At 57.4% G+C, this 25,846-nt stretch carries 22 protein-coding genes and 2 pseudogenes; 11 read left to right on the top strand and 13 right to left on the bottom strand.

What is annotated here, in order from left to right:
• Nucleotides 1–218 precede the first annotated feature (218 nt).
• From ABCS64_RS09710 to ABCS64_RS09695, 4 genes are all read left to right on the top strand, one after another.
• A complete protein-coding gene (locus ABCS64_RS09710; protein ID WP_418891637.1) occupies nt 219–476 on the top strand; it encodes a SemiSWEET family transporter in 258 nt (85 codons plus the stop codon).
• A gap of 196 nt (nt 477–672) precedes the next feature.
• Nucleotides 673–2,070: a DHA2 family efflux MFS transporter permease subunit gene (locus ABCS64_RS09705; RefSeq protein ID WP_418891636.1), complete on the top strand. Its 1,398-nt coding sequence runs from the start codon at nt 673–675 to the stop codon at nt 2,068–2,070.
• 131 nt (nt 2,071–2,201) lie between these two features.
• Nucleotides 2,202–2,588 carry a DUF488 domain-containing protein gene (locus ABCS64_RS09700; RefSeq protein ID WP_418891635.1) on the top strand — a complete coding sequence of 129 codons (387 nt, stop codon included), beginning with the start codon at nt 2,202–2,204 and terminating at the stop codon, nt 2,586–2,588.
• A 1,028-nt stretch (nt 2,589–3,616) separates the two neighbouring features.
• Nucleotides 3,617–4,258 carry a transaldolase family protein gene (locus ABCS64_RS09695; RefSeq protein WP_418891634.1) on the top strand — a complete coding sequence of 214 codons (642 nt, stop codon included), beginning with the start codon at nt 3,617–3,619 and terminating at the stop codon, nt 4,256–4,258.
• Between the two features lie 211 nt (nt 4,259–4,469).
• Here ABCS64_RS09695 and ABCS64_RS09690 read toward each other — a convergent pair whose 3' ends face one another.
• Nucleotides 4,470–4,823, bottom strand: coding sequence for an MmcQ/YjbR family DNA-binding protein (locus ABCS64_RS09690; protein WP_418891633.1), 354 nt, complete (start codon nt 4,821–4,823; stop codon nt 4,470–4,472).
• 195 nt (nt 4,824–5,018) lie between these two features.
• Here ABCS64_RS09690 and ABCS64_RS09685 point away from each other — a divergent pair, with 195 nt between their 5' ends.
• Nucleotides 5,019–5,600 carry an NAD(P)H-dependent oxidoreductase gene (locus tag ABCS64_RS09685; protein WP_418891632.1) on the top strand — a complete coding sequence of 194 codons (582 nt, stop codon included), beginning with the start codon at nt 5,019–5,021 and terminating at the stop codon, nt 5,598–5,600.
• A gap of 245 nt (nt 5,601–5,845) precedes the next feature.
• Here ABCS64_RS09685 and ABCS64_RS09680 read toward each other — a convergent pair whose 3' ends face one another.
• Nucleotides 5,846–6,253, bottom strand: a complete 408-nt coding sequence (locus ABCS64_RS09680; RefSeq protein WP_418891933.1) for a VOC family protein — start codon at nt 6,251–6,253, stop codon at nt 5,846–5,848.
• A 27-nt stretch (nt 6,254–6,280) separates the two neighbouring features.
• On the opposite strand from ABCS64_RS09680, the pseudogene ABCS64_RS09675 reads away from it, so the two are divergent.
• From ABCS64_RS09675 to ABCS64_RS09660, 4 genes and pseudogenes are all read left to right on the top strand, one after another.
• A pseudogene (locus tag ABCS64_RS09675) lies at nt 6,281–6,503 on the top strand (IS1595 family transposase); the annotation flags it as partial.
• A gap of 261 nt (nt 6,504–6,764) precedes the next feature.
• Complete coding sequence (locus ABCS64_RS09670) at nt 6,765–7,808, top strand: lysophospholipid acyltransferase family protein (protein ID WP_418891631.1); 1,044 nt, start codon at nt 6,765–6,767, stop codon at nt 7,806–7,808.
• A gap of 84 nt (nt 7,809–7,892) precedes the next feature.
• Nucleotides 7,893–8,690, top strand: a complete 798-nt coding sequence (locus tag ABCS64_RS09665) for a phosphatase PAP2 family protein (RefSeq protein WP_418891630.1) — start codon at nt 7,893–7,895, stop codon at nt 8,688–8,690.
• A gap of 67 nt (nt 8,691–8,757) precedes the next feature.
• Complete coding sequence (locus ABCS64_RS09660; RefSeq protein ID WP_418891629.1) at nt 8,758–11,265, top strand: PEP/pyruvate-binding domain-containing protein; 2,508 nt, start codon at nt 8,758–8,760, stop codon at nt 11,263–11,265.
• 132 nt (nt 11,266–11,397) lie between these two features.
• Here the strand turns inward: ABCS64_RS09660 and ABCS64_RS09655 are convergent, their stop codons facing one another.
• The 8 genes and pseudogenes from ABCS64_RS09655 to ABCS64_RS09620 form a co-directional block, all read right to left on the bottom strand.
• Nucleotides 11,398–13,044, bottom strand: a complete 1,647-nt coding sequence (locus ABCS64_RS09655) for a tannase/feruloyl esterase family alpha/beta hydrolase (protein WP_418891628.1) — start codon at nt 13,042–13,044, stop codon at nt 11,398–11,400.
• A gap of 98 nt (nt 13,045–13,142) precedes the next feature.
• Nucleotides 13,143–13,547 (bottom strand): acyltransferase, encoded by a 405-nt coding sequence (locus tag ABCS64_RS09650; RefSeq protein WP_418891627.1) that lies wholly within the window; start codon nt 13,545–13,547, stop codon nt 13,143–13,145.
• 195 nt (nt 13,548–13,742) lie between these two features.
• A complete protein-coding gene (locus tag ABCS64_RS09645; RefSeq protein ID WP_418891626.1) occupies nt 13,743–14,504 on the bottom strand; it encodes an alpha/beta hydrolase in 762 nt (253 codons plus the stop codon).
• A gap of 302 nt (nt 14,505–14,806) precedes the next feature.
• Complete coding sequence (locus ABCS64_RS09640; RefSeq protein WP_418891932.1) at nt 14,807–15,991, bottom strand: DEAD/DEAH box helicase; 1,185 nt, start codon at nt 15,989–15,991, stop codon at nt 14,807–14,809.
• 447 nt (nt 15,992–16,438) lie between these two features.
• A pseudogene (locus ABCS64_RS09635) lies at nt 16,439–16,648 on the bottom strand (nuclease-related domain-containing protein); the annotation flags it as partial.
• A 190-nt stretch (nt 16,649–16,838) separates the two neighbouring features.
• Nucleotides 16,839–17,810, bottom strand: a complete 972-nt coding sequence (locus tag ABCS64_RS09630) for an Acg family FMN-binding oxidoreductase (protein ID WP_418891625.1) — start codon at nt 17,808–17,810, stop codon at nt 16,839–16,841.
• Between the two features lie 267 nt (nt 17,811–18,077).
• Nucleotides 18,078–19,070 carry a CAP domain-containing protein gene (locus ABCS64_RS09625; protein ID WP_418891624.1) on the bottom strand — a complete coding sequence of 331 codons (993 nt, stop codon included), beginning with the start codon at nt 19,068–19,070 and terminating at the stop codon, nt 18,078–18,080.
• Nucleotides 19,071–19,083: 13 nt separating this feature from the next.
• Nucleotides 19,084–19,620 carry a hypothetical protein gene (locus ABCS64_RS09620; RefSeq protein WP_418891623.1) on the bottom strand — a complete coding sequence of 179 codons (537 nt, stop codon included), beginning with the start codon at nt 19,618–19,620 and terminating at the stop codon, nt 19,084–19,086.
• Between ABCS64_RS09620 and ABCS64_RS09615 the strand changes: the two genes are divergently transcribed.
• Complete coding sequence (locus ABCS64_RS09615) at nt 19,619–20,584, top strand: AEC family transporter (protein WP_418891622.1); 966 nt, start codon at nt 19,619–19,621, stop codon at nt 20,582–20,584. The genes ABCS64_RS09620 and ABCS64_RS09615 overlap by 2 nt on opposite strands.
• Nucleotides 20,585–20,619: 35 nt before the next feature.
• On the top strand, nt 20,620–22,257 hold the full coding sequence (locus ABCS64_RS09610) for an NAD-dependent malic enzyme (protein WP_418891621.1): 1,638 nt from the start codon (nt 20,620–20,622) through the stop codon (nt 22,255–22,257).
• Between the two features lie 164 nt (nt 22,258–22,421).
• On the opposite strand, the gene ABCS64_RS09605 is transcribed toward ABCS64_RS09610, so the two are convergent.
• The 3 genes from ABCS64_RS09605 to malQ all read right to left on the bottom strand — a co-directional run bounded on the left by ABCS64_RS09605 (nt 22,422) and on the right by malQ (nt 25,844).
• Nucleotides 22,422–23,171, bottom strand: a complete 750-nt coding sequence (locus tag ABCS64_RS09605) for an SDR family oxidoreductase (protein WP_418891620.1) — start codon at nt 23,169–23,171, stop codon at nt 22,422–22,424.
• Between the two features lie 562 nt (nt 23,172–23,733).
• Nucleotides 23,734–24,123 (bottom strand): DUF2934 domain-containing protein, encoded by a 390-nt coding sequence (locus ABCS64_RS09600; protein WP_418891619.1) that lies wholly within the window; start codon nt 24,121–24,123, stop codon nt 23,734–23,736.
• A gap of 161 nt (nt 24,124–24,284) precedes the next feature.
• Nucleotides 24,285–25,844, bottom strand: a complete 1,560-nt coding sequence (gene malQ, locus ABCS64_RS09595; protein ID WP_418891618.1) for a 4-alpha-glucanotransferase — start codon at nt 25,842–25,844, stop codon at nt 24,285–24,287.
• Nucleotides 25,845–25,846: the final 2 nt, after the last annotated feature.

Below are 25,846 nucleotides of genomic sequence, written 5' to 3'. Positions count from 1 at the left end.
TGGCGGCTGTAATATTTATGGTATTGCTGTTATTGCAGGTTGCTATATATAGTATTCTATAAAGCTTGTTAATTATTAGTCCAATATTGATCGATAGTAAAAGCACGCAAAGTATAGAAAAGTAATTATGATATACGGACGAGTTTGTCACGTATAGAAAAATAAATATGTTATACTATATCCCTAAGATTATTATTTACCATAGGACACGTTTAATCATGACTGAAAAACAAATTCGTCTTTTAGCTGTTGTTGCTACAGTTGCTTCCATTTGTATGTATGTATCTTATGTTTTTCAAATTCAAAATAATTTGGCCGGGAATAAAGGAAGCCCGATCCAACCGCTCTGCGCCGCAATCAACTGCACGCTGTGGGTGGTGTATGGCCTTTTCAAGAAAGATCGCGATTGGCCAATTGCGATTGCTAACGCACCCGGTGTCGTGCTGGGAATAATCACATGCGTGACGAGTTTGTGAACGCCGCGTAGGATTCGTCCCAGTTTTATTCCATCCGCTGCCAACCCCTGTAATATCACGAGGCATTTAGCCGGCTGTTCAAGCCGGCTAAATGCCTCGAGCTGTTCTGCGGATATTTCAAGCGCTACCGCATCGGTATGCCTGGTTATTTATTCAACTGTAAACAATAGCGCCTGACTTCTTCACGCACAGCCCCATGCTAAGCCGTTACGACTATTTCGCCCAAGATCCTGATTTCCCCGCCGTGCTGATTATCGGCACCTTATTCCTCGGTGCATTCTTTGGCTTCTTGAATGAAACGTTATTGAATGTTGCCCTGACCCATATCATGCACTACTTCTCCATTGATAAAAGTACAGTGCAATGGATGACCACCGGTTTTCTGTTGATTATGGGGGCGTTAACGCCGATTACTGCCAATGTTATTCAATGGTTCAGTACACGCATGACGGCGCTCCTGACCCTCGGCATTTTTTTAACGGGAACGGTTATTTGCGCCTTTGCGCCCAATTTTTCCGTCCTCTTGGCCGGTCGCCTGATACAGGCTATCGGCGCCGCCATTCAGATACCGCTGCTGATGAATGTGCTGCTCGCCATTTACCCGCCGCAGCAACGCGGTCGGGCGATGAGCCTGGTCGCGATGATTTTTACCGCCGCCCCGGCCATTGGCCCGACCTTATCCGGTTTTATTGTCGATCATTATGGCTGGCGCTATTTGTTTATTTTTACGATGCCATTCTTTATCGCGGCGATGCTGATTGTCGTCACGGTACTAAAGGTCAATATTATTCCGACCACCAAACCGCGTATTGACGGTTTATCGGCCTTATTGGCGATGACGGGATTCGGCAGTCTGGTTTTTGCCGGCAGTCAATTCAGCCATTTGACGCTGCCGCAATTTGGCGGCTTATTTGTTGCCGCCATCCTGTTGATTGCCTGGTTTTGCCGCCGCCAGTTATCGCTGCAAGAACCTCTGCTGGATGTGCGCGCCTTCATGTATCCGCAATACCGCTATGCGATGATTATTCTCGCCCTGGCTTTTTTCCTTTTTCTTGGTCTGGAATTGCTGCTGCCCATGTATATGCAGCAGGTGCTGCTGCTTTCCGGTACGGTCACGGGGCTGGTTCTTCTGCCAGCGAGTATCGTCGAAGCTGTTTGCGCGCCGCTGTTTGGCTGGGTGCTCGACCGCAAAGGCGCGCGCTACGTCATGCTGCCCGGCGGCATCATCATGGCGGCGAGTTTTCTCGCGCTGTATGCCAGCCTCGACGCCAGCGGCAATACCGTGCGGCTGGCCGTTCTCTTTGCCTGCTTCGCCATCGCCATCGCCAGCGCGATGACCTGCGAAACGCACGGCCTGAATGCCCTGCCGAAACACCTCAACCCGCACGGCACCGCCATCATTTCCACCATTAACCCGATTGCAGGCGCCCTCGGCGCGGCGTTTTTTGTCGGCGTAACCGGCGTGGGCGAACGTTTTTCTACTCAGGCAACTGCCCCGCTGCGCATGCTGGACGGCGTGCATCTCGCCTGCGGCTGCGGCGTTGTCCTAACCATTGTTGTGCTGTTTTTTGCCACCAGAATCCGTAACCGCTGATGCTGTGATCCAGCGGTTTATCGCCCGCATCCCGGGCGAATCCTGCGGTGTCGGATCAGACGTTGACGGCGATCTGCCGAATGATTACAACAAACGGTACGAAATCGTGTCCTCCTCTGAAAGGAAAAACCATGTTCAGCGTCCAGCGCATCTACGACTACACCCCCCAAGCGGATAGCACCGGCGTATTCCTCGACCGCCTCTATCCACGCGGCGTCCATAAGGAATTGATGGCGCAGGTGGTCTGGCTGAAAGACCTGACTCCCTCAGCTGAACTGCGCCGCTGGTACCACGCCGACAGCGGCAATCGCTACGCCGAATTCGCCGCACGCTACCGCGCGGAATTGCTTGACCCCGTCCATCAGGCGGCGCTAGCCGAACTATGGCGGCTCAGCCAGGCACGCCCGCACACCGTGCTGCTTACCGCCGTTAAGCAACCCGAACACTCGCACATCGCCGTCCTGCTCGATTACCTGCACGAAAACGGCGAACACGGCAGCGTACAGAACCAGAACTGACGCGCTGGCAAAAGCGCGCGGCTATGGCAATCATCCCCTTGGTACGATAAAAGTCGCTTTCCAAAGCCTCACCACATTGGTGGGTAGATAAACCGCAGCAACAGCCATCCCCGGCGGACTACGCATTAACTGGACGAGTCTGGCAACTGCCTTGCCTGAGATTTTGCTGTGTCCAGGTTTGCGGCCATTGGCGGCCGTGTGCGGTGCTCGTTTTCAGTCCGTACGGGTTGGCGCTTAATCCATAAAAATCATCTGATACCGATCCCAGAAAATAATCCGGGTGTGCTGGCGCATTTTGCCGGGCACCCATAAAAATTGGGGGGGCGCCAAACTCGGACGCCTGCCGGCAGGCCATCCGGAAACCCACGTAAATAGAGGGATTGAAGACAGACCGGCTGGAAACGCCCGTAAACAGTGGGTTTGCGGATAGGCAGGCTGGAAAGCCAAGTAAACACTGGGCTAGCGGGCAGCCCCTCCGGAAACGCCCGTTTTACGCGGGCTGCGGGGCAGGCGTTGTTGCCTGTCTCCAGTCGCGGCGGCTGTGCTTCGGACGGTGATGCTTCACCCGCGCGGCCGGGGGACAGCCGGCTTCAACGCGCCGAATAGATTGCTTTACGCTTTGCTCCTGCGGTCGGCGAGGCTAAGTTTTTCCTGCGAGGCAACTTTTTGCAAAGTCCGCCAAAAACAGGCCGTCCCCAGGAGTTCCAAGGAGCGAGGGGCGAGGGGCGTTAGAAGGCGGTTTTTTGTGCCATACCGTTTGGTAGACACGAAACTACGATCATTCCGCTTCCAACCAACAAGGAACGTACTCATGCTGCATGGCGTGCGCGAAACCGTGCGATTGAAGATGGAGCGCTTGGGGGGGGACGACCCGAAAAATGCGTTGTGACGGCGCTTTAGCGGCCTGCCTCAAACGGTATCAATTCACAGCCGCCAACCGCGTTGCCTACCTGCCGGCGTCGTCATGTAGGCAGACTGGTGAGGTGAGGTTCTACAATAGCGGTAATCCCAACTACGGAGCCCCTACCATGTTCCTCGATACCGCCAGTCTGCCCGACATTGAATACTACCGCGACCTCGGCATCCTCAAAGGCATCACCACCAACCCGACCCTGCTCAAACAGCATCCGGCGCCGCGCCATGAGCAGCTTGCCGCCATCCTCGCTACCCGTCCCAACCTGCTTTTCGTGCAGGTGCTGGGTAACAGCGCAGACGCGCTGGTTGAAGACTTCGAGTATCTACTTGCCGCCTTTCCCAAAGCGCCGCTTGGCATCAAAGTCCCCATCAACACCGCCGGCATGATGGCGGTGAAGCGGATGCGTGAACGGCGGCCGGATGTCCCGCTGCTCGGTACCGCCATCTACTCCGCTGGGCAGGCCATCCTCGCCGGTATCGCCGGCTGCGCTTATGTTGCGCCCTACGTGAACCGCATGGAAAACAACGGCATCGACCCGTATACAGTGATTGCCACCAGCCGCCGCTACTACGACAACCACGCCATCGACTGCCGCATCGTCGGCGCGAGTTTCAAAAACACCCGGCAAATTCTGCATGCGCTCGATGCTGGCGCACACACCTGCACCCTCTCGCCGGAGCTGCTGCGGCAAATGCTGGAAAATGCCGTGGCCAATGCAGCTATCCGCGTCTTCAATGCCGACGGCGGGCTATAAACTGCGTCGATAAAAGATCAATAGCGGCAGCATATTTTTATTTCAATGCCTGAAATCAAGGCCAATTTGGGGCATTAAGCCGAAAAGGCGGCATCCCGCAGACCAGACAAACAAGACGATCAGTAGGCGGGTACAACGGCCACGCCGATACGGCTGGTTTTTAGGCAGCCAGTAAAGCATCGGTGATGTTTTGTGTGCCCATACGGTGTGCTTAGCGGGTGAGGTGATAGCTGTCATCAAGCAGTTGCCGGATGGTTTCATCGTCCAGCCAGCCGTCGAGGATGACGCTGATCCAGTGTTCTTTGTTCATGTGGTAGCCGGGGAACACGCCTTTTATCTGACGCAGCCCGCCGATATATTCAGGGCGGGCTTTTAAGTCCAGTATGTCAATCACGCTGTGGTCATCGAGGCCGAGTTTGTCGCCGGAAATGTTTAGCAGCACACAGAACCATTTGCGGTTGTCCGTGTGGCGGAATACGGCGTAATCCGGGGTGCGCGCCCACAGGTGTTCGGGTGCGGCGCGGTAGCGTTCTTTGATATGGCGGATAAGGGTGGCTCGATTCATGGGGGCGCCTCGTATGTTTGGGTGATGGAAGGGTGATTTTCAGTTTCTAGTATTTTTGCCCGATGGGTGGAAAATACAGTTGCTACGACTACCTGAAAATATTGTCGACGCCTGCCTGATTGGCTTCCTGACTGCAAACAGTATGGAAGTCGATGATAACCGCGTTTTTTACCAAGGAGTTTTGTTATGAAAGTTTTGGTCAATCTGTTCCATCCGCACCTTGAACGCTCCGTTGTAAACCGTGCTTGGGCGGAGCGTCTCGCCAACCAGCCTGGCATTACCCTGCGCAGGCTGTATGCGCTCTACCCCGACGGAAAAATCGATGTGGCCGCCGAACAGCAGGCTTTGGCCGAACACGAGCGCTTGGTGTTCCAGCACCCGTTTTATTGGTATTCCACTCCGCCGCTGATGAAGCAGTGGCTCGACGACGTGCTGACCTACGGCTGGGCATATGGCCCGGGCGGTAACGCGCTGGCGGGCAAAGAATGGCTGTCGGCGATTTCTACAGGTGGGCCGGCAGATTCCTATCAGGCGGGCGGCTACAACCGCTTTTCCATGAGCGAGTTTTTGAAACCCTTGGTGCAAACCGCTTCCCTATTGCAAACCGTGTTCCTGCCGCCATTTATTTTCCACGGCGCGGTGGCTGCTGATAACGAAGCCGTGCGTGCTTCTGCCGATGCGCTGCTGGACTACGTTTGCAACCCGCTGCTCGATCCACAGAAGAAGTTGGCAGCGTTGCAGGCCAAAATGGAAAGCGAAGGCGTGAAGCTGGAGTAATGCGGACAGATTGATGATTCATCATAAAAGGCTACCTAAAAAGTTCAGGCGGCCTTTATTCATCTAGCAGTAGCTATAGGCTGGGCATGAATAGTAGCGCGGCGCAGAGGGCGACAAGAGTTTTTATGGAGTCTCCATAGTGGAGTGTTTTGATGTAAAAGGGAATCGTGTTTGCCGGTCGCCGGAAAATAGTATTCGGTAAGTGGTATCTACAAATCTTTTTCAAACGGCATCAATGCGCTGTTTCAGCGCAATTCCTGCAAAAACGGATTAAAGGCAATTTCCCATAAAAAGCCGTCGGGGTCGGCGATATAGCCGCTGTATCCGCCCCAAAACACTTTCTGCGGGGCTTTGACGATATGCACATTTTTTGCGGCAAACGCGGCAAACAGCGCGTCCACTTCGGCTTCGCTGCTGACATTGTGCGCCAGCGTAAAACGTGGAAAACCGCTGTCCCGCGCCGATACCTGCGCGTCTTCTGCCAAGGCTTCCTTGCTGAACAGAGCGAACCGCAGCGCCTTTCCTGCTTGAAAAAACGCAATGTTTTCATTGCTGTCCGCCGTCCCCTTCCAGCCGAATACGTCTTGGTAGAAACGGCGCGACATGGCAAGGTCGCCGACGCCGAGCATGATGTAGTTGATATGCTGTTCCATCGCATTCCTTTGGTTTTGGTGGGCTGATATTACGGCAACAACGAATTCGTCAAAGGCTCTAGGCATGTCAACGGCATCGAGTCTTTCTGGAGCGATGCCAAACAATCGGCTGACGCAGTTTCATGGCGTGCGAAGGGACAAGTTCGAGCTGCATCTCAAGGAGACCGAATTCCGTTTCAACCACCGGCACCTTGATCTCTACAAGACATTGCTTAAACTGCTCAGAGATGACCCTTGGGGAAACGTTTGATCCCTAAGACCCTAAGTAATTGATAACACAACTAAGTGTTGCATCCCGCAGCGGCGGGCAAACCACTTTTGCCATTCCGCTTCGCATATCTTTTGATTTAACCCAAACTTTCCTCGCAAATTCCGTTGCGGGAAAGCGGCGCACACCCGCAAATTCCGTACAATAACCAACTCCGCCAAGCATTAGGGTAGCCTGAAAGCGAAGTTTCAACGAAGTTAAAACGCTTTTTGCCCGTTTTCAGGCTGTCTTTCCGCATCTGCCATGACCGCCCCATTCGCTCCGCCGCTGAAACTTTCACGCCGCATCACCCTGTTTGCCGCGCTCATTCGCCGCTTTTATTTCCGCCGTGTCGATGTGGTTGGTGCGCCGTTGTCCGCCAAGCCCACGCTTTTTATCGCCAGCCACCGCAACGGCGGGGCGGACGGATCGGTGTATGCCGAAGCGCTGGGCGATGTGCCTTCGTTGGTGTCGGTTCAGCTTTTACGCAGCCCATTTTTGCGGCTGTTTATAAACGGAATTCCGGTGGTGCGCGACACCGACCGCGCGCGTTACGGCATACGTGCCGATGCCGTTCCTTCCCCGCTGGCGGCGGGTATCGAACAAATCCGCGCGGGCGGCAGCCTGTGCCTGTATCCCGAAGGCACCAGCGAATGGCAGCCCCGCCCGCAGCCTTATCTAGGCGGCATGGGGGTGATGGCGGCCAAACTCAAAGCGGCGGGTGCGGACTTCGTCGTGCAGCCGCTGGGAGTGTTTTACAGCAAACCGGACGGTTTCCGCAGCCGCGTGTCGATTGTGATGGGCGAGGCGTTTTACCCGCAGGCGGACGGTGTGAAGGCTTTGCAGGCAGAACTGGCCGATGCGTTGGATCGGGTTTCCGTCTGTTGTGCCGATGTTGAGGCTTTCAATGCCGCTCAGTCTGCCGCCTGGCAGGCCGTGCAAAATGGGGAAGATTTCGGCGCGGCTTTTTTGGTAGCGCAGGAAACGGGTTGTCGTTCCGACGTGCCGCCCCCGTCGCCTCCCGTGCGGACGTGGGCAAAGATCCTTTTTGCTGCGAGCTTTCCGCTGCCCGCTGCCGCCGCGCTTTGGGCGCAATGCCGCTCGGACGGGCGCAACAACGTTTCTTTCCTGCGGGTGGTCGGCGGTGTGTATGGCGCGCTGTTTCAGGTTGCCTGCTGGCTGACGTTGCTGCTGTTTTCCCCTGCCGCCGTGCTGCTTTGGCTTGCGGCGGGCGTTGCCGGCTGGTATTTTTATCCCGAACCTCTGCCCATCCCTCTCACCGAAGCGGACGGGGAAGGGACAGCCTGAGGCAGCCTGAATGCGAAGCTTCAACGAAGTTAAAACCCGAACCCCAGCCGCCTGTTTTTCAGGTTGCCATTTTGAATGGACAACATGCCCATAAGCCCCCGTATTGCTCGCCCCCTGCTTGCCCTGCTGGCCGCCATCATCGTGTCGGCCGCGTTGCGCCCGCTGAATCCGTGGCTGCCCTATGCCGCTGCTACCGCGTGGTTGGCCGTGCTGCAGCTGCATCTCGCCCGTTCCTCTTGGCAGAATGTGGCGCTGTTCGCGCTGGTGTGGCTGGTGTTCCCCCTGCTCAAAGCGGTGAACGCATATTGGCTGGCGTGGCATGCCGACGGCCTATTATCGGCGGCGGACAGCGCCTTGTGGGGTGGAAAAATCCTGCCCGCCTATTTCCGCTACGAAGACTTTCCGCTGGCGGCGGATGTGTTTGCCGCCTGCTATTTCGCCTTTTTCTTCACCGTTGCCGGGGCGTCCGCCTATTACGCCGTGCGCCGCCGCGCGTCCGCCCCCGCCTTTTTCAACGGCCTGCTGGGGATTTACCTGTTCGGGTTGATGGGCTACCTGCTGCTGCCCGCCGCCGGCCCCGCGTTTACCACCCTGCCAGACGGCGGCGCGCGCGGTCTCATTGCCCCGCACGTTATCGCCGTTGTAAACGACGGCGTAACCGGCATGGACGTGTTCCCCAGTTTGCATACCGCGCTGCCGCTGTTTATCACCGCATTTTTGTGGCGCGACGGCTGCTGCAAAACTGCGTTGGCGCTGCTGCCCGTGTCGCTCGGCATTGTGGGGGCGACCGTGTTCCTGCGCTATCACTACGGCGTGGACGTGCTGGTGGGCATACTGCTGGCGGCGGCGTTTGCGTGGCGTTATGCGCCGAAGACAGCCTGAAAACGGCTTTTCGGTGAAAGACCCAATCCAATGCCCTTTTTTCCACACGACCGAAAGAAGACCCACCATGACCCAAACACACCATCCCCACCTCCTTTTCTTCCACTCATCCGCCGCACTCGACACCGCCCTGGCCGGCGGCAAAGGTGTCGGTTTGGCGCGCGCGGCACAGGCCGGGCTGCCTGTTCCCGACGGCGCGGTACTCTCCACCGAAAGCTACCGCGCCTGGTTCGCCCCGCACCGTGCCGCCGTGCGCGACATACTGCGCCGCGAAACAGACGACACTGCCCGTAGCGCCGCTGTGCAAAGCTACCTGAAAACCCAGCCGCTGCCGCAAGAATTAACCGATGCGCTCACCCAATGGCAGCAAAGGCAGCCTGAAACCTATTTCGCCGTGCGTTCCTCCGGCAGTGCCGAAGACCTGCCTGGCGCCGCCTTTGCCGGGCTGCATGACACCCTGCTCAACGTGCGTGGCGCAGAAAACCTTGCAGCCGCGGTCAAACAATGCTGGCTGAGCCTGTGGAACGCTGAAGTGCTGCCCTACCGCGAACGGCTCGGCCTGGCACACGAAGATGCCGCCATGGCCGTCGTCATCCAGCAAATGGCCGACGTGGGCGCAGACGAAGCCGCCGGCGTCGCCTTTTCCATCGACCCCGTGCGCGGCAGCCTTGATAACGTATTAATTAACGCCGCCTTCGGACTAGGCGAAACTGTGGTGGCCGGCGGCGAACCCGTAGACGAATATCGCGTGAACCGTGCGGGAGAAACCGTAGAACGCCACATCGCTGCCAAATCCGCCGCCCTGATACGCGGCGCAAACGGCGGCAGCGAAGTTTTTAGGCTGCCTGAAAACCGCCAAACCCAGCCCGCCCTCACCTCCGTGCAAGCCGCACAAGTCGCCGAACTTGCACGCCGCGCCGAAGCCCATTTCGGCTTTCCGCAGGACACCGAATGGGCATTTTCCGGCGGTAGCCTCTACCTGCTGCAATCCCGCCCCGTTACCCGCTTCGCCCCCCGCTGGACGCGCGACGAATCCGCCGAACGCTTCCCCAACCCTATCACCCCCCTTACTTGGCAGCTTTGCGAAGCTGGTTTCCACGAATCGCTCAACTATTCCTTCCGCCTGATGGGTCTGCCCCCGTTTTACGACAAATGGTTTGCCCTCAAAGACGGCTATGTCTACGGCAACCAGAACGCCGTGGAAATCTACGCCGGTCGCCTGCCGGCCGTCCCGCTGAGCGACGCTGAAGCCCTGGCCCGTTTCGTGGAAAACGGCGGCTTGTGGCGCTTTGCCTGGATCAGCGAACTGCCCACCCGCTGGATGAACGACCTCGACGGCTACCTGCTCGCTATCGGCCGCTTCAACGCCCTCGATTACACCGGCAAAAACATCGCCGAATGCTGGCAGACCGTACGCGATATTAGTGCCGAAGGCACCCGCTATTTCCTGCCTAACATCGCCATTTCCCTCACCCAAACTCTGCTCTACCGCGTCTTGCAGCGCGTGCTGGCGATTATCGGTTGCCCGCAGCCGCAAGACCTGTTTGACCGTCTCACCGCCGTTTCTGACACCAAAACCGCCGATGTCAACCAAGCCATGTGGCAACTCTCCCGCCTGCTGCGCGCCCAACCCGCACTCGCCGCCGAACGCTTTCACAGCCCCGAAGCGCTGTGGCATGCACTGGATAGGCAGCCTGAAATACAAAGCCGCTTCAAGCAGTTTCTTGCCCAACACGGTCACCGCGAAACCGACTTCGATTCCTACCGCCCTACCTGGATCGAAGCCCCGCACACCGTGTTCAGCCAAATCCAAATGATGTCCGGCCAAGACGATACCGAACGCGAACGCCGCTACTGGCTCGCCAAAGACGCCATGTATACCGCCGAACATGAACTGTTTCAGGCTGCCCCCGCTAACCTCCACTTTTTCCTACACGAACTGCTGCGCCTCGTCCGCACCTACACCGCGCTGGACGATTTGGAACACTACCAAACCACCCGCCTCACCATTCCTTTCCGCTGCGCCGCCTACGAAACCGGCCGCCGCCTCGTCAATCTTGGCGCGCTGGATGATGCCTGGGACATCTTCTTCCTGCCGCCCGCCGACATCGATCAAGCCGTGGCCGACGACGACTTCCGCCGCCTGCGCCCGATTGCCGAACGTGAAAAAGCCGCCTATCAGGCCGCCTGGGCTCGTCCTGCCGAATGGGAATACGGCAGCGCCCATTCCCATACCCCTGCCCAAACTGCAGCGGAGGCCTGGCAGGGCTTGGGCGGCAGCCCGGGCAGCGCAGAAGGCAGCGTATTCGTCATTACCGACCCCACCCAATTCCCCGACTTCCCGCAAGGCGCCATCCTCGTCGCCCGCACTACCAACCCCGCCTGGACACCTCTGTTCTATCACGCCGCCGGTGTTATTACCGAAAGTGGCGGCCCCCTCTCACACGGTGCCGTAACCGCCCGCGAACTTGGCATCCCCGCAGTGATGGGCATCCGCAACGCCTGCCACCGCCTGAAAAACGGCCAGCGTGTGCGGATAGACGGCCGCAACGGTACGGTGGAAGTATTGGATTGAGCGATTTATCGAATACGCCATCTAGATATAAGTAAGTCGGGCATAAATGCCCGACTTACGGATCTCGGCATAGACCCCGGTCGTTGACTCACCGGATAGGGCGTCAAACATCAATAAATAATAGAACCCATTTCATCGGCATTCGAAGCTTTCCGCCTTGTTCTCATCGCCGCCAGTATAAAACGCGGCTTTGGGATAGGCGCAAACGGGCATTTGTTTGCCAGGGAAAGATTTGCCTTGGGCAATCATGCGCTCGGGCGCTTGGTTTTTGCCGTGCCAGTTTTCCAGAAGCGTGAGCGGGTCGAAGTCGTTGAAGGCTTGCCCGCTGCCGCAGTGGTTCATGCCGGGCACCATAAACAGGCGGCTGAAATCCTGGGCGTTTTTCATATCGGCATTCATTTGGCGGAACCATGCCACTTGGTCTTTGGCGGAGAACACGGGGTCGGACACGCCGGTAAGCACAATCAGTTTGCCGCCGCGTGCGCGGAAGCTGCTCAAATCGGTGGATACGGCATCGTTAATCGCGCCGGTTTGGTAGGTTTTGGGCGTGTCGCGGTCGAAATCAAATTTGTTCAAATCAAAGTTCGGCACAGCAGGAGTCATGAAATACCAAGTGAGCGCACCTGCGCCGAGCGTTGTGCTGATGGCATCGGGCTTGGCGGTTTGCGAGCTGCCGAGTTTCCATGCGCGCCAGTCGGGCTGGTTCAGGCCGGTGTCGTAATACCAGCCGCTGTAAATCGGGTTGCCACGTGAGTCGCGCACGCCATCCATCACGGCTTTGAGCGCGGCGGTTTTGGCGGGGGAGAGGCCTGCGTGTTCGGCTTTGAAATCGCAGCTTTCCCAAGCATTAATCACGCCGTCTTTCAGGCCGTCGCGCGCGTCGCAGCGGTTTTTCACCGCTTCGCTCACTTTGTTTAAATCGGCTTGGGTCAGCGCGTTGGCCAGGATTTTGTTGCCCTGCGCGTCTTTGGGGGCGATTTTCATGAACTGTTGGTAATCCCACTGCTGGGCAACGGCGGCGCGCGACAGGCGAAAGCCCGGGTTGGCGGCAATCACGCCGTCAAATTCCAGCGGATAACGCTGGGCGGCCATCATTGCTTCACGCCCGCCGTTGGAGCAGCCCATGAAGTAGCTATGTTGCGGGGCGGCGGCATACATTTTCTGAATCAACTGCTTGGCAACCGTGGTGACTTTACCGGTGGACTGGTAGGCAAAATCCAGCCGCGCCTGCTGGTCGGCGCCGAAATCGGGCGTGGGCGTGGGGTGGCCGCCGTCCATGGAAACCACAGCGTAACCGCGCATCAGTGCGGGCCTGGCGGTGGAGCTGCGCACGGGAATGCTGCCGACGGCAGGGGCGACAAAGCCGTCCACTCCGCCGCCGCCTTGGAACAGGAAGCTGCCGTTCCAGTTTTCAGGCAGCCTGAGTTGGAATTTCGTGCCGTAGTGTTTGCCGTCCGCACCCGTGCGTGCGCCGATTTCGCCTTCCACCACGCAATGCGGTTTCGCCTGCAAGACATTGGTCGAGCCGCCGGTGAGGGACGACATTCTGTCGGTACTGATTTCGCCGTTCGACCATTCGGCTTTGGTGATGGTGGTGTCGGCGATTGGGGTGTTTTTCAGAGCAAGGCACTGCTGTTTGTGGTTGATGGTGGCGCTGCCTGCCTGCGTCTGATTGCCAGGTGTTTGCGATGCTGCCTGATGATTCTGACCGCTTTGAGAATGAGCGCAAAGCCCGCACAGGGCGGTTGCAATAAAGGTAAGTACAGCTTTCTTTTGCATGGAGATTCCTTTTCATGGAGAAAGGGGCAAATAAAACCAGATTTACTTCTTGTAATTATCTTGCTTGCAAGATAGTGTTTTTCAAACCAACAATTTTTTCAAACGTCGTCAATTGTTTTCAACACCTTGGCGGGCACGCTACTAACTAGCGTATTCGCCGGCACGTCTTTGTTGACCACTGCGCCTGCCGCGACGATTGCATTTTCGCCGACGGTAGCGTTCGGCAATATGATTACGCCTGCATCTATCCATGTGTTCTTTTTGATGATGAACGTTAAGCCGCGCTGTTGTGCGGGGTTCTCGGGGTGGCCCACGGTCAGGACGCTCATGCGCGGGGCAATCAAAACATCTTCTTCCAGCGTGATGCCGCCCAAATCGGTAAACATTGCGCTCGAATTGTTAAACACGCCGCGATTGATGCGGATATGCCTGCCGCAGCGGCTGTAAAACAGCAGGTTAACGTGCAAATAGTTTGGGGTATCGTTTTTGAAGTCGGCAAGCACAGCGCGGATTTGCGCCTGCGTGCGGAACGCTCCCGATAGCTCAGCGATTTTCAGCGCGTTTTCGCCGACGATGACGTGGATTTCCGCAAAGATTTTGCTGTTAACGGGGGAATGGCGTTGAGAGGATGGGGGGATTCTAAGTTTCCTTGTTTGAGGAAAATTGTCTGAAAGAAATAGCGCAGGTATCAGAACTGGTTATATAAATTCCTTAAACCAATTATCCAGGGAAATCATTTGCTCCTCTGTATGAAACCAATGTTCGCCATTCTTCATCACGGTCAGATTCGCGCCAATTTTATTGGCAAAATCCGTTATGGTTTCCAATGAAGTCATCGTGTCTTTCTCTGCGTAAAGAATATGGGTCGGTATATGCCAAATTATCGGATGATTTCTCACATAAGAAAGATATTCCCAGGATAAAGATTCTCCAAAGGATGTTTCGATTACTTTTTCTTTATGCAGTTCTTCTTCTGTTACGTTTGAGCGGGCCAGCATGTTCAAAATCAATTTCTCCATGTCAACGATAGGAGAGATGAACATCGCTTTCTCAATAGGGCTATCCGCCAGTGACAGCATGGCGTAATAAGCACCAATACTATTTGCTATCAAAAAAATCTTGTTATATCGCGGGGCGATGGAAACAAAGAATTTGGAAAATTCCTCTTTGGCATCCCAGGGAAATTCCGATTTGTAATCAAACCCGATAATGTCATATTCATCGCTAAAGAATTTTTTATAGTGTTCGGCTTCTTTCGCATTTCCACCTTGACCATGTATGTAGATCACTGCATTTTTCATTCGCATTACCTGTACTGTCTTCGACGTGCCGTCTTTCTTTCGGCTTAATTTTACAGCGGTAGCTGCGGCAATTCGCGCAGGCGGTGGGCGGCATCGAAGCGGTTGGGCAGCCCCGGCTTGCACGCGATTCCCCTCTGCGCATTTTTTATCGCCCCGCATAGCCAGATTTTCAGCGGTATAGGCCGGGTTTTGCCCCAGGCGCGGTAGAACAGGCGGCCTTTGCAGTTGGCTACGATGTAGGACAGTTCCCTGTCGCTTAACGGCTCGCCCCCGTCTTTGTCGTATTGGTATGCGCTCAGGCGGTAGTGTCACCAAGCAGGGCGGTGTCGCAGCCTTAACAATCGGGCAGAGCGTGGGCGCCGTGGTTGTAAGTGGTCATGTAATTTCGCAGGAGACGATAGCGTTTCTTTCGGGCATCGGGATGAAACCATGCGGGTGTGCATGGTTTTGGCGCAGATGATTTATCGTTGTTCTAGTAAGCGGGTGTAGGTGTTCTCGCCAGCGGCGGTCAGCAGCAGGTGGTTTTGCGCGCGGGTCATGCCAACGTAGAGCAGGCGGGCGTTTTTCTGGCGCTGTTCTTCGCTATCGTCATGCAGGGTGTCCACGCCGCTGATGATGACGCATGGGAATTCGCCGCCTTTGCTACTGTGAATGGTACAGACCAGAATTTTGTCTGGGTCAGGGCGGTAATGTTTGCGTTCGTCGCTGCTAATGGGATTTTGCAGCGGGATGCCTGCCTGTTGTAGCGCCGTACCAAGTTCTCTGCACTGGTCTTTTTTGTAATAGAGGACGGCAATGTCGCCGTAGGGCGTGCCCGCTGCGTGCCAGGCGCGGATGGCGTCGGTGATGGTGCGGATTTCTTCGCTGCGGTTGGCGGTTTGCCGGTATTCAGGCGCGATGCCGCTATTGCCGCCGCCACTTTCGACGGCAATGATGGGAATGGGCTGCGCTTCATTTTCTGCGGTGTTTTCGTTTTCCTCGTCTTCTTCGCCGGTTTCTTCGCTGCTGATGGGGGTATCGGTCATAAAGCGGTGTTTAAAGTCATTGGCGTAGTGGCAGATTTCTTCACTGTTGCGGTAGTTCACACGCAGGATGCGGGTGCGTCCTTGTGCCTGGATGCCGACGGAAGTGAGCGAGAAGTCGATGCTGTGGCGATCAGCATAGAGGGTTTGCGCGTCGTCGTAGAGCAGCAGTAGTCGTTGTTCTTTGGCATCTGCGCCTTCCGGCATCTTGGCGAGCGCGCGCAGCCACTCTTCGGCGAAGTCGTGCCCTTCGTCAATCAGCACGGCATGGTATTGCCCTCCCGGGATTTTGCCGTCAATCACAGCAGCACAGATGGTTTCAGCCAGTTTATCGGCGTAGTTGCTGCTGCGCGGGATTTTGATGTCGTACTGCGTTTTCATCTGCGCGCACCAGTCATGGAAATGGCAGACTTCGATATTTGCCACATCGTCTAAACGGGCTTTAAGCAGGCTGGCCAGCAGGATGTTGTAGCAGATAACAAGAATGGGTTTTTGGGGGTGGGCTTTAGCGAGTTGACGTACACGGTGTTGCAGGATGATGGTCTTACCCGAGCCAGCGACACCGTGGATGACACGGTGGCCGTCGCCGAGTTCGCGCGCAAGGCGTTCCTGGGCTTTGTCCATGATTTTAATGGTTTCGACGCGGTCGGGGTCGGCTTTGAAGAGTTCTTCCTGGGCGTTGGCGATGTATTCAGGGTAGATGTGCGCACGCACGCGGCGGCATTGTTCGTCACTGAGTTTTACCGGGAATTTGTATGGCAGCATGCCGTGCAGTTTGGCAAGAAATTCGTGTCGGCTGAGGACGCCTTCGAGGATGTCTTCTTTGTACCAGGTGAGGCGCGGCGGGAAGCAGTCTCCCAGAAGTTCCCGCGCAGCTTCGCTGATGCGACTGCGCTGCCAGTTGCACATCACCGCACCGAAACCCCAGGGGAAGCGCAGCTTGCCTTGATATTTGCCGTCTGCTTGGCACAGCAGGCTGTCTTTTTTCATGTGATCAATGACGGGGAAACAGCAGTCACGCGCCTGCTCAATGGGGTTGGCGGTTGTGGTGAGTTGGTCATCGCCGATTTTCAGGATTACGCTATTTTTGTTTATGGTTTTGATGTTGCCCATATGCCAGTCCTTGATTTCCAAACACCACAAGCCGTGACTGGGGTGAAAAATGAGGAAATCCGGGTAGCGGCGATGTTCGCCATTGCTGGGGACGTTATACCAAACAAGGTAACCATCATCGAGGTAGTCGCGCAGCAGGCTAGCAAAGCGCCATTCGCCGACGGTCATTTTGCTTTTTTTCAGAGGGGTGAGAATTTGTGCCACGGCGTACTTTCTGTGGGTGATTGATAGGGAGTTGGTGATGGTTAGGCGGTGAAGGCTGCACGAGAAGATTCGTTTATTTTACGCGGCTGTAGTTTATGATAAGCAGGTATTTTTATCTAACGGAAGTGGCGGTTTTTCCCGGTGGTAGGTTGGTTCAAGCCTCGGACACAATCACTTCGTCAATAGGGCGGCGGAGCGAGTAGGGTTGTGCAGCGGCATAGCCGATGCGCAGCAGGATCTGCGGATAGGCGTGGCCGATGGGCAGCGTTCCGCGCAGTTCGGCACGGATGGCTACCACTTCGCAGGGCTGGTTGAGAAAGGCGCAGGCGAGGTTCGCAGCGCTCAGGCGCAATAGCAGGCGTTGCAGGACGCGGCCGGTAGCGATGCGGGCGGCGTTGTCATCGCTGTCGCTGCTGATAAGGAGCATGTGAGAGGCGGCGGCGAGATGTTTGGCGTCGGTTTTGTTCTGGATTTTGCCGTTCATCATGCTTTTGACGATGATTTTCGCCAGCCAGCGTGGCAGGTTGGGCGCGCCCAGCACGGCATTGCTGATGCCGTCGTTGTGCGCCTCGCTGTGTTTCCGGTTGTAACGTATCCATCTCAGCAGTTCGTTTTTGAAGGCGGGGTCGTTCATCTGTACGTCGTTACCCCGGCGGATAGCATCGCCCAGTTGGGTGAAGGCCGGCGTGTCGCGGGCGAAGGCATGGATGTGGATGTTCGCGGTTGCTTCCGCCAGCAGGATTTGCAGAACGTCATCCGGCACCATTCGCCCGTCGCAGGTCGCGCGGTTGGTCTGGCGGCGTGTGATACTGGCAGCGAGCGGGTCGGCAGGCAGGGTATCATCCGCACGCAGATGTACGTCAATGCGACCGTCGGTGCCGATGGTGGCTGTGCCGGCGTAGTGCAGGGTGGTGGCGTGCAGACAGAGGTTTTCCAGCGCGCAGCCGAGGCTGATGAGGAGTTCGCGCTGGTCGCCATCGACGGCGGGCAGTGTCCGCGCCGGGTCGGGTAGGATGGTGATACCATCGGTGGTGGCATAGAAACGCCAGGGCTGGCTGTTGTGTCCGGACGGTGCCCGGGTGGCGGCTGTGACCAGTTGGCGGAAAACGGTGTCGTTGACGTTCATGAGTGTCTCCTTGCGGTTTGGTACACGTCCCAGAAAATAGTCTGAGTGTGTTGGCGCGCCTGAGCGGGTACTCATAAAGCCGTGTAGCGATTTTTATGGGAAACCCGTGCCGTATTCCAATACCGTCTGCGGCGCGCCGCTGTCTCAGCAATGTCGGGCGGGCTTTAGCTTCCCATTTATATGATTTAGATGGTAGCCAAGGCCCACCTTACGACCCGGCTCCATTTATCGCTGCGCTATAAATTGACAGCCTATCTCGACGCCCTATTACCACTCAAAGGTTCTGCGCTTGCGGGTGCGGAAGGTCCAGCGTTCCGTTTGTTCCTTGCCACCCTGGGTGTAGCGAAATTCGGCGGTGTATTCGGTGTCGTAATCAAGCGGGGCAGGGGCGAACAGGGCAAATTCGTTTGCCTGCATCAGGCGGTTTCGGTCATTGGTGGCGGTGAGGATGGTCGGGTTGCGGATTTCGCCTTTGTTGGAACGCAGGGTGAAGGCGCGCATTTCCACGGGGGCCGTCGTGCCGTAAAAGGCGATGCTGACCGGGTTGCCGACGGCTTTCTTGCCGGGCATGGGGTTGGGGATTTCCTTGCCGTCGTAGGCAGGCTCGATGTTGCCGCCGGCGGGGTATTTGACTGCGCCGATGTAGCGGTGTGGCACGGTATCCAACGGAATTTTTACCGCCTGGCCGTTGCATTCCATGGTGAGGACGTAGCGCTTGCTCGCTTGATTGCCCGCCTGCGCGCACAGCTCGCGTTCGCGGCGGCTGCCCTGCACGATGACGAAGGCAGCATGGCGGCCGCGCACCCAGGCGGCGCCCGCTTCGTCATGGTCGGGGTTGAGCAGGGTGAGGCGGTGATAAAGGGCGGTCATCAGGCCGTCGGTGCTGCGGATGCCGCTGCGCGCAAAGTTGCCGGCAGTGAGGTTTTCTACCACCGGAGCGGGGTAACCGGCGGCGGTGGCGCGCGTCTGCGGGTCAGCGCCGGTGTAGTACGGGTTGCGGCGGTTGTTTTCGCTGTGGCCGTGTGCGTCCTTGCCGAGGTAGGCGGCGTGATTCTGCGCCGCTTTGGCCAGCGCAGGGTTGGGGCGCAATTCCTGCACTCCTGCCTGCATCCGCCAGCGGTTGAGGCGTTCCAGTCCCGCTTTCGCTTCTTTGTTGGGGTCATAACGCCATTGCGAGAACCAGGCGATGCCGAGCAAGGCGACGGCAAGCGGCAGCCATAATCTAACGATGCGCTGCATCATGAAGGCGTGTTGCGACATGGGGGAGGATGAATTATGGATGAATGGCGGATTGTATAGTCGTTCCAAATAGGATTGGTACCGCGTTGGCTCGTTTTGCCGAACTATCTGTACTGTTTTCGATGCGCCGTCTTCTCAGCTTAATTCCTGGAATGGTTATGATTCGACGCTGCTTATAGGGCATTCCCCCCTGACTGCCTGTTCGAGCAGGCGTACGACGTTGAGCGTAAACAGGCCGTATTTCATGCGCAAAGCGGCTTCGTGCTTTGCCGATGTACAGCATCGCCACCTGTTCCTGCATAGGCCTACTTTGCTGGCGGCATTTGACAATGGCGCTGCCGATGCGTTTAGCAATGTCGCTATGATTTAGGTTCATTTCTCTGTTTCTTTTGGCTCTTGTAGGCTGAATGCCCGACCTTTTGACGGAGTGGTTAAGAAGTTTTCGATGCGGTAAATCATCTTCATAGTTTGGATAGTGGACGTACAATGCGACGACGCGGGCTGTCCTGTTACCGCCTGTATTGTGATTTTCCTTTCTTCTTCCGCCGGTTATGGCCGAGGCGCCACCCATGATCTTCCTCACCGCTGTGGAAAGTGTCCTGTCCGTCGTGTTGCTGATTGCGCTGGGTTTCGTGTTGCGACAGCGCGGCTGGTTTGCCGATACGTTCGCTGCCAACATCTCGCGGCTGATTATGAATATTGCGCTACCGGCATCGATTTTCGTGTCGGTGCTGACGTATCTTCACCGCGACCAGCTCGCCGCATTATCGGACGGACTGATATATGGTGTGGTATCGCTTTTGTTGGGTTATCCGATGGCCTGGCTGATGGTGAAGGTATTGAAGGTGCGTCCGGGGCGGCGTGGGGTATTTATCAACACCATCGTTAATGCCAATACGATTTTTATCGGCCTGCCGCTCAATGTGGCGCTGTTCGGCGATGTGGCCATGCCGTATTTTCTGGTCTATTACGTGTTGAATACGGTCTCGACCTGGGCGTTCGGGGTCTTTCTGATTGCCCGAGACCCGCTGCCCGGACAATCCGCCGCACCGCAGAAAAAATTTGACTGGAAAAAACTATTGCCCGCGCCGCTCTTGGGCTTTTTGCTGGCGATGGTCTTCCTGCTGGCCGATATTCCGGTGCCGTCGTTCGCCCATGCCGCGCTCGGCTATATCGGCGCGACGGTAACGCCGCTTTCGCTTCTCTATATCGGAATCACCTTGTGCGATGCGGGGCTGGCAAGCATCCGCTTCGACCGCGATACCATCGCCGCGCTGCTGGGTAAATTTGTCTTTGCGCCGCTGTTGATGTTCGTCCTGATTTATCTTGGCAAAAGTTGGCTGGCGCTGCCTGCGGCGGAGGCCAAGACTTTGATTGTGCAGTCGTCCGTATCCGCGTTGGCTGTCCTGCCGATTCTGGCGAACGAGGCCAGGGGCGACGTGCGCTTCGCCACCAATGTTGTGACCACCAGCACGCTGCTCTTTGTGGTGGTAGTGCCGCTGGTGGATTGGTTGCTGGCATGGCTGCCCCTTTAAACCCTTTCCCTTCAATATCCCCATAGGAGACAACGATGAGTAATACCCCCGATGTCATGCAAAACCCGCTGACCAACAAAGGCACCGCGTTCACGGCCGATGAACGTGCAAAATATGGCCTCACCGGCCGACTGCCCGTCGCCGTGGAAACCCTCGACCAGCAGGCGGCGCGCGCCTATCGCCAGTTCGCGTCCTACGAGAATGACATGGAGAAATACATTTTTCTCGACCAGCTGCACAACCGCAACGAGGTGCTCTACTACAAGCTCTTGACCGATCATCTCGCGGAAATGCTGCCGATTGTTTATGACCCGACCGTCGGTGAGGCGATCAAGCAGTGGAGCCGCGATTACCGCCGCTCGCGCGCCGTGTATCTGGATGTGAACCATCCGGAGAATATCCGCGCTTCGTTTGCGACGCTGGGCCTTGGCGCGGATGATGTCGATTTGCTGGTGGTGTCGGACGCGGAAGAAATCCTCGGCATCGGCGACTGGGGCGTGAACGGCACGGATATTTCCGTGGGCAAGCTGGCGGTGTACACCGCAGCGGCAGGTATCCACCCCGCGCGCACCATCGCTGTCAATCTTGATGTCGGCACCGACAACGAAGCGCTGCTCAATGACCCCGCCTACCTCGGCAATCGCCACGCCCGCGTGCGCGGCGAACGTTACGATGCGCTGATCGCCGAATACCTGAAAGTGGCGACGGAACTCTTCCCGCACGCGCTGCTGCATTTTGAAGACTTCGGCCCGTCCAATGCCCGCCGCATCCTTGTACAGAACCGCGATAAATACCGTATTTTCAACGACGATATGCAGGGCACGGGCGCCATCGTTATGGCCGCCGTCTTCTCCGGGCTGAAAGTCACTAAGCAAACCTTCGCCGAACAGCGGTTGGTCGTTTACGGCGCGGGCACGGCGGGCACCGGCATGGCGGATCAAATCAGCGCGGCGATGGAACGCGACGGCCTCTCGCGCGAAGAAGCGAAGAAACGGGTGTGGCTGATCGACCGCAACGGTCTTGTTACCGACGATATGTCCGACCTACCCGACTATCAGCAGGCATACGCCCGCCCCGCCGCCGAAGTGGCCGGCTGGCAGAAAGCGGACGGCAAAATCGGCCTGCTCGAAGTGGTGAAGCAGGTGAAGCCGACTATCCTTATCGGCACGTCCACCGATCACGGCGCCTTTACCGAGGCCGTCATCAAGGCGCTGTGCGCCGGGGTGGAGCGCCCCATCCTGTTGCCGCTATCCAACCCGACCGAGCGCATCGAAGTGATGCCCGCTGACGCCATTGCCTGGTCGGACGGAAAGGCGTTGTTGTCGGTCGGCATTCCCGTGCCGCCCGTACCGTATAAAGGCGTGAATTACGTCATCGGTCAGGCCAACAACGCCATGCTTTACCCTGGCCTTGGCCTGGGGGTCATCGTCTCTGGAGCCAAACACGTTACCGACGGCATGCTGCTTGCTGCCGCCGAAGCCGTCGCTTCACAGGTCAACCCGCAAGACGTAGGCGCATCGCTGTTGCCGCCGGTGGATAATCTGCGCGCCTCGTCCGCCACTGTCGCGGTCGCCGTCGCCAAACAGGCGGTGAAAGACGGCGTCGCCACCAAGCAGACGGATAATTGGGTGCAGGCGGTGCAGGATGCAATGTGGCAGCCGCGTTACAGTTAATCGCCTGGTCGCAAAAAACCGCCCTTCGGGGCGGTTTCTTTTTTACCCAATGAGCGCATATCGCTTCATTCCAAAAATCAGGCCGAAAAAGCAGTGCGCTGCGGACAGATTCCAGTAATACGGTGAGGAGACCCGTTACATTCAGGTTGTTCCTGGGCTGGGTATTACCACGGCTGGGTGGTCGGGCCGATGGTGAACTCGCTGATATTGGTGTCATCCGGCTGGTTCAGGGCGAAGGCGACCACGCTGGCAACGCGTTCGGCGGGGATTTCGTAAGTGTCGTAGAGCTTGCGGTAGCTGCCGGAGGTGGCGCTGTCGGTGATGTGGTCGACCAGTTCGGACTGTACCGCTGCCGGGTAGATGGTCGCGGTGCGGATATTTGTTCCCGCCTGGGCCGACTCCATGCGCAACGATTCCATGATGGCCTTGACCGCCCATTTAGTGCCGCAGTACACGCCCGCGCCCGGGTAGGCTTTCAGCCCGGCCACCGACGAAGTCGCCAGCACATGTCCGGATTTTTGTGCGATGAACGTCGGCAGCACGGCGGCGATGCCATTCAGGACGCCTTTGATATTGACGTCCACCATCGCGTTCCAGTTGTCGGTTTCCAGCGCAGCGAAGGGCGAGTTCGGCATCAGCCCGGCATTGAGGAAGATGGCGTCCACTTTGCCAAAACTATCCAGCGCGAGTTGTACCAGTGCTTTGCTGTCTGAGGGGTTGACGACGTCGGTCACGCGATAGACCGCAGCGCCGCCCTTGCCATTGATGCTGTCGGCGATGGCTTTGAGTTTTTCTTCACGGCGCGCGCCCAGCACCAGCTTGGCGCCCGCTTCGGCCAGCTTGTAAGCGGTGGCTTCGCCGATGCCCGATGAGGCGCCGGTGATGATGACGACCTTGTTCTCGATGTGGTTCATGGTTTTTTCTCCGTGCTTGGGGGTACAGGGGATTATACGGGGCAACAGGCAGAGTGGCGCCTGCGGCGACGGGTAGGATCAGGAAGGTACGGCGACGGATGATGGGTTGGTTACAGCTTCCGCCCGAATCAACGGGGAAAGGCGCTGGGGCAGGGCGCCCCATATATTCGGCAGCACCAACTGGTTCGCACTATTCCCTGCTGGCGGCTTCTTTAGGCACGGTCACGGAGAGGTGCGAAAACCAGCGGTCTTGGGCAGCGCCGGTCGAAAAAACGCCGGTTTCGTCCGCCTGCGGTTGATTGCCATAGATACGCTGCACGGTGAGTATCGGCGTTTTCGTTAAGCTTTCGGGTTTGTCGCCCTCTTTGTATTTGTTTCTCCGTCGCCCCAGATACGCCGGTCAAAGGACTTGAACGCAGACCGATCCAGATACGTGCGCTGTATTGCCTGCGTCGTATGCAGGCATTGTGCATTCGTGTCGGGATACTGGATAAAGTGTGCGCATACGCGCAAAAACGGCGGCGGCCAGCGAAATATCGCTCGCCGTGCCGCCGCCGGTTTTTTAGTCCTTGCCGAGCAGGGTGGCGATTTCCTTTTCCGCCTCGACCCAGTCGCTGACTGGATCGCTTTGGAACTGACTGTTCTCGGCGCGGTAGTAAGCGGCCTCGGCAATCATACGATAGCGTTCGTCCTCACTAACGACGATCAATCTTTTTTGCACGATTTCGACGGGAGGCGGCGAAACTGGGGCGGGTGCCGTCGATAAGCCGGTCAGCCTGCTCGCTGTCTTAACCGTTTTTTTCGGTGCAGGTTGTACTGCAGCCTTGTTTAAGGCTGCGGCATTTGCCTTGGCCGCCGGTTTCTTGGTGGCGGCTGCGGTTTTTGCAGCGGATTTCGCGGCCGGTTTAGCAGTGGCAGTTCCCTTTCTGGTGGTTTTTGCGGTGCCGGTCATAGCGCTTCCTTTCAGGGGTTGGGGACGGTGCACTTTCAGTATAGCATTCAGAAAATGGCATTCAGGAAATGCGCTGGAATGTTTCAGCAAGGGCATAAAAATGGCGTCGAATGCCGTGGCATGGCGCGATGCACGGAAGCAGGCGCATCGCGGTGCGGGCGTTATGCAAATGCCGGCCGAGGGGCGTTGGGGTGACGGCCGTATAGATGCGCCAGTTCGGCGAGGCGCCCGGCGTGCCAGGGTTCGACTTGACGCCACTGGAAGCGCCATTCCCAGTTGCCGTGGCTTTGTCCGGGCCGGTTCATGCGGCTGTGCGTATCGAGGCCAAGCACGTCCTGCATGGGGGCGATGCTGATCGCGGCAACCGAAGCGGCAGCGGCGCGGATCAACGCCCAGTGTATGGCGCTGCCGTCGGTGTCGAGGTAACGGCGTACATCGTCCTGCTGGTGCGTGCCGAGCGCGTTCCACCAGCCGAGGCTGGTGTCATTGTCGTGGGTACCGGTATAGACGACGGTGTCCGGCGTAAAGTTATGCGGCAGGTAGAGGTTGTCGCTTTGGCCGTCGAAGGCAAATTGCAGGATGCGCATGCCGGGCAAACCGACGGTACGGCGCAGGGCAACGACTTCTGGGGTGAGGATGCCGAGGTCTTCGGCGAAGATTTTTGGGGTGCCGCCGTCCGCGCTGTTCATCTCGTCGAACAGGCCGGCCTGGCGAATGGCCTCGAAGAGGGCGAGGCCGGGCCCCGGCTGCCAGTGGCCGTGAACGGCCATCTCCGCATCGGCGGGAATTTCCCAGTAGGACTCAAAGCCGCGGAAGTGGTCGATGCGCACGCCGTCGCAGAGTGAGAGCACGCGCCGGATACGCGCGATCCACCAGCGATAGCCGTTCTGTGCGTGAATATTCCAGCGATAGAGCGGGTTGCCCCAGCGCTGCCCCGTAGCGCTGAAGTAATCGGGCGGGACGCCGGCAATGACGCGCGGGCGGCCGTCGGCGCCTAGATCGAACAGCGCTTGATGCATCCAGACATCGGCGCTATGTGCGGAAACAAAAATGGGCATGTCGCCGATGATGCGAATGCCGCGTTCATTGGCATATTGCTTGATCGCGTGCCATTGGCGGTCGAAACACCATTGGCAGAATTTCCAGAAATCGCATTCGCCGGCCAGCGTTTGCGCGGCTTCTTGCAGGGCATCGGGGTCTCGCAGCGCCAATGTCGCGGGCCAATCCTGCCAAAGTTTGCCCTCGCCGCCGTATTGTTGATCGAGCGCCATGAACAGCGCGTAATCGTCCAGCCATGACTGTGCTTCGGCGCAGAAGGCGGCAAAGTCCTGATGGGCTTCCTCGTGCCCGTGCGTTTCGCTGAAAAAGCGTTCGGCCGCCAGACGCAGGCGCCGCATGCGGTAGGGGATCACGGCCGAGTAGTCGACACGCTCGTCGCGCAGCGCGGATTCGGGTGCGATGTCCTCGGCGCGCAGCCAGCCGCTATGGTGGAGTTGCGTCAGGTCGATCAGCAATTCGTTGCCAGCGAAGGCCGACGGACTCATATAGGGCGAATTGCCGGGACCGATGCCGCTCAGCGGCAGAATTTGCCAGAGCGTCTGTGCGCCGGCGGCCAGCCAGTCGATGAAATGCCGGGCGGCTTCGCCAAAGTCGCCGGAACCATGCGGGCCAGGCAATGAGGTCGGGTGCAGCAGAATGCCGCTGAGTCGTTTGCTTGACATGA

It is taken from the genome of Dentiradicibacter hellwigii, from assembly GCF_041770905.1.
Taxonomy (GTDB): domain Bacteria; phylum Pseudomonadota; class Gammaproteobacteria; order Burkholderiales; family Rhodocyclaceae; genus Propionivibrio; species Propionivibrio hellwigii.
Note: the sequence above shows the minus strand (reverse complement) of the source record. Positions and strands in the feature narration are given on the sequence as shown.

Bases quoted from the DNA above. Each gene is read 5' to 3' on its own strand.
- ABCS64_RS09695 (WP_418891634.1), top strand. From the start codon at position 3,617: ATGTTCCTCGATACCGCCAGTCTGCCCGACATTGAATACTACCGCGAC.
- malQ (WP_418891618.1), bottom strand. From the start codon at position 25,844: ATGTCAAGCAAACGACTCAGCGGCATTCTGCTGCACCCGACCTCATTG.
- ABCS64_RS09710 (WP_418891637.1), top strand. From the start codon at position 219: ATGACTGAAAAACAAATTCGTCTTTTAGCTGTTGTTGCTACAGTTGCT.
- ABCS64_RS09690 (WP_418891633.1), bottom strand. From the start codon at position 4,823: ATGAATCGAGCCACCCTTATCCGCCATATCAAAGAACGCTACCGCGCC.
- ABCS64_RS09705 (WP_418891636.1), top strand. From the start codon at position 673: ATGCTAAGCCGTTACGACTATTTCGCCCAAGATCCTGATTTCCCCGCC.
- ABCS64_RS09655 (WP_418891628.1), bottom strand. From the start codon at position 13,044: ATGCAAAAGAAAGCTGTACTTACCTTTATTGCAACCGCCCTGTGCGGG.
- ABCS64_RS09670 (WP_418891631.1), top strand. From the start codon at position 6,765: ATGACCGCCCCATTCGCTCCGCCGCTGAAACTTTCACGCCGCATCACC.
- ABCS64_RS09700 (WP_418891635.1), top strand. From the start codon at position 2,202: ATGTTCAGCGTCCAGCGCATCTACGACTACACCCCCCAAGCGGATAGC.
- ABCS64_RS09620 (WP_418891623.1), bottom strand. From the start codon at position 19,620: ATGGGTGGCGCCTCGGCCATAACCGGCGGAAGAAGAAAGGAAAATCAC.
- ABCS64_RS09600 (WP_418891619.1), bottom strand. From the start codon at position 24,123: ATGACCGGCACCGCAAAAACCACCAGAAAGGGAACTGCCACTGCTAAA.
- ABCS64_RS09640 (WP_418891932.1), bottom strand. From the start codon at position 15,991: ATGGACAAAGCCCAGGAACGCCTTGCGCGCGAACTCGGCGACGGCCAC.
- ABCS64_RS09605 (WP_418891620.1), bottom strand. From the start codon at position 23,171: ATGAACCACATCGAGAACAAGGTCGTCATCATCACCGGCGCCTCATCG.
- ABCS64_RS09680 (WP_418891933.1), bottom strand. From the start codon at position 6,253: ATGGAACAGCATATCAACTACATCATGCTCGGCGTCGGCGACCTTGCC.
- ABCS64_RS09645 (WP_418891626.1), bottom strand. From the start codon at position 14,504: ATGCGGGGCGATAAAAAATGCGCAGAGGGGAATCGCGTGCAAGCCGGG.
- ABCS64_RS09660 (WP_418891629.1), top strand. From the start codon at position 8,758: ATGACCCAAACACACCATCCCCACCTCCTTTTCTTCCACTCATCCGCC.
- ABCS64_RS09630 (WP_418891625.1), bottom strand. From the start codon at position 17,810: ATGAACGTCAACGACACCGTTTTCCGCCAACTGGTCACAGCCGCCACC.
- ABCS64_RS09665 (WP_418891630.1), top strand. From the start codon at position 7,893: ATGCCCATAAGCCCCCGTATTGCTCGCCCCCTGCTTGCCCTGCTGGCC.
- ABCS64_RS09615 (WP_418891622.1), top strand. From the start codon at position 19,619: ATGATCTTCCTCACCGCTGTGGAAAGTGTCCTGTCCGTCGTGTTGCTG.
- ABCS64_RS09610 (WP_418891621.1), top strand. From the start codon at position 20,620: ATGAGTAATACCCCCGATGTCATGCAAAACCCGCTGACCAACAAAGGC.
- ABCS64_RS09625 (WP_418891624.1), bottom strand. From the start codon at position 19,070: ATGTCGCAACACGCCTTCATGATGCAGCGCATCGTTAGATTATGGCTG.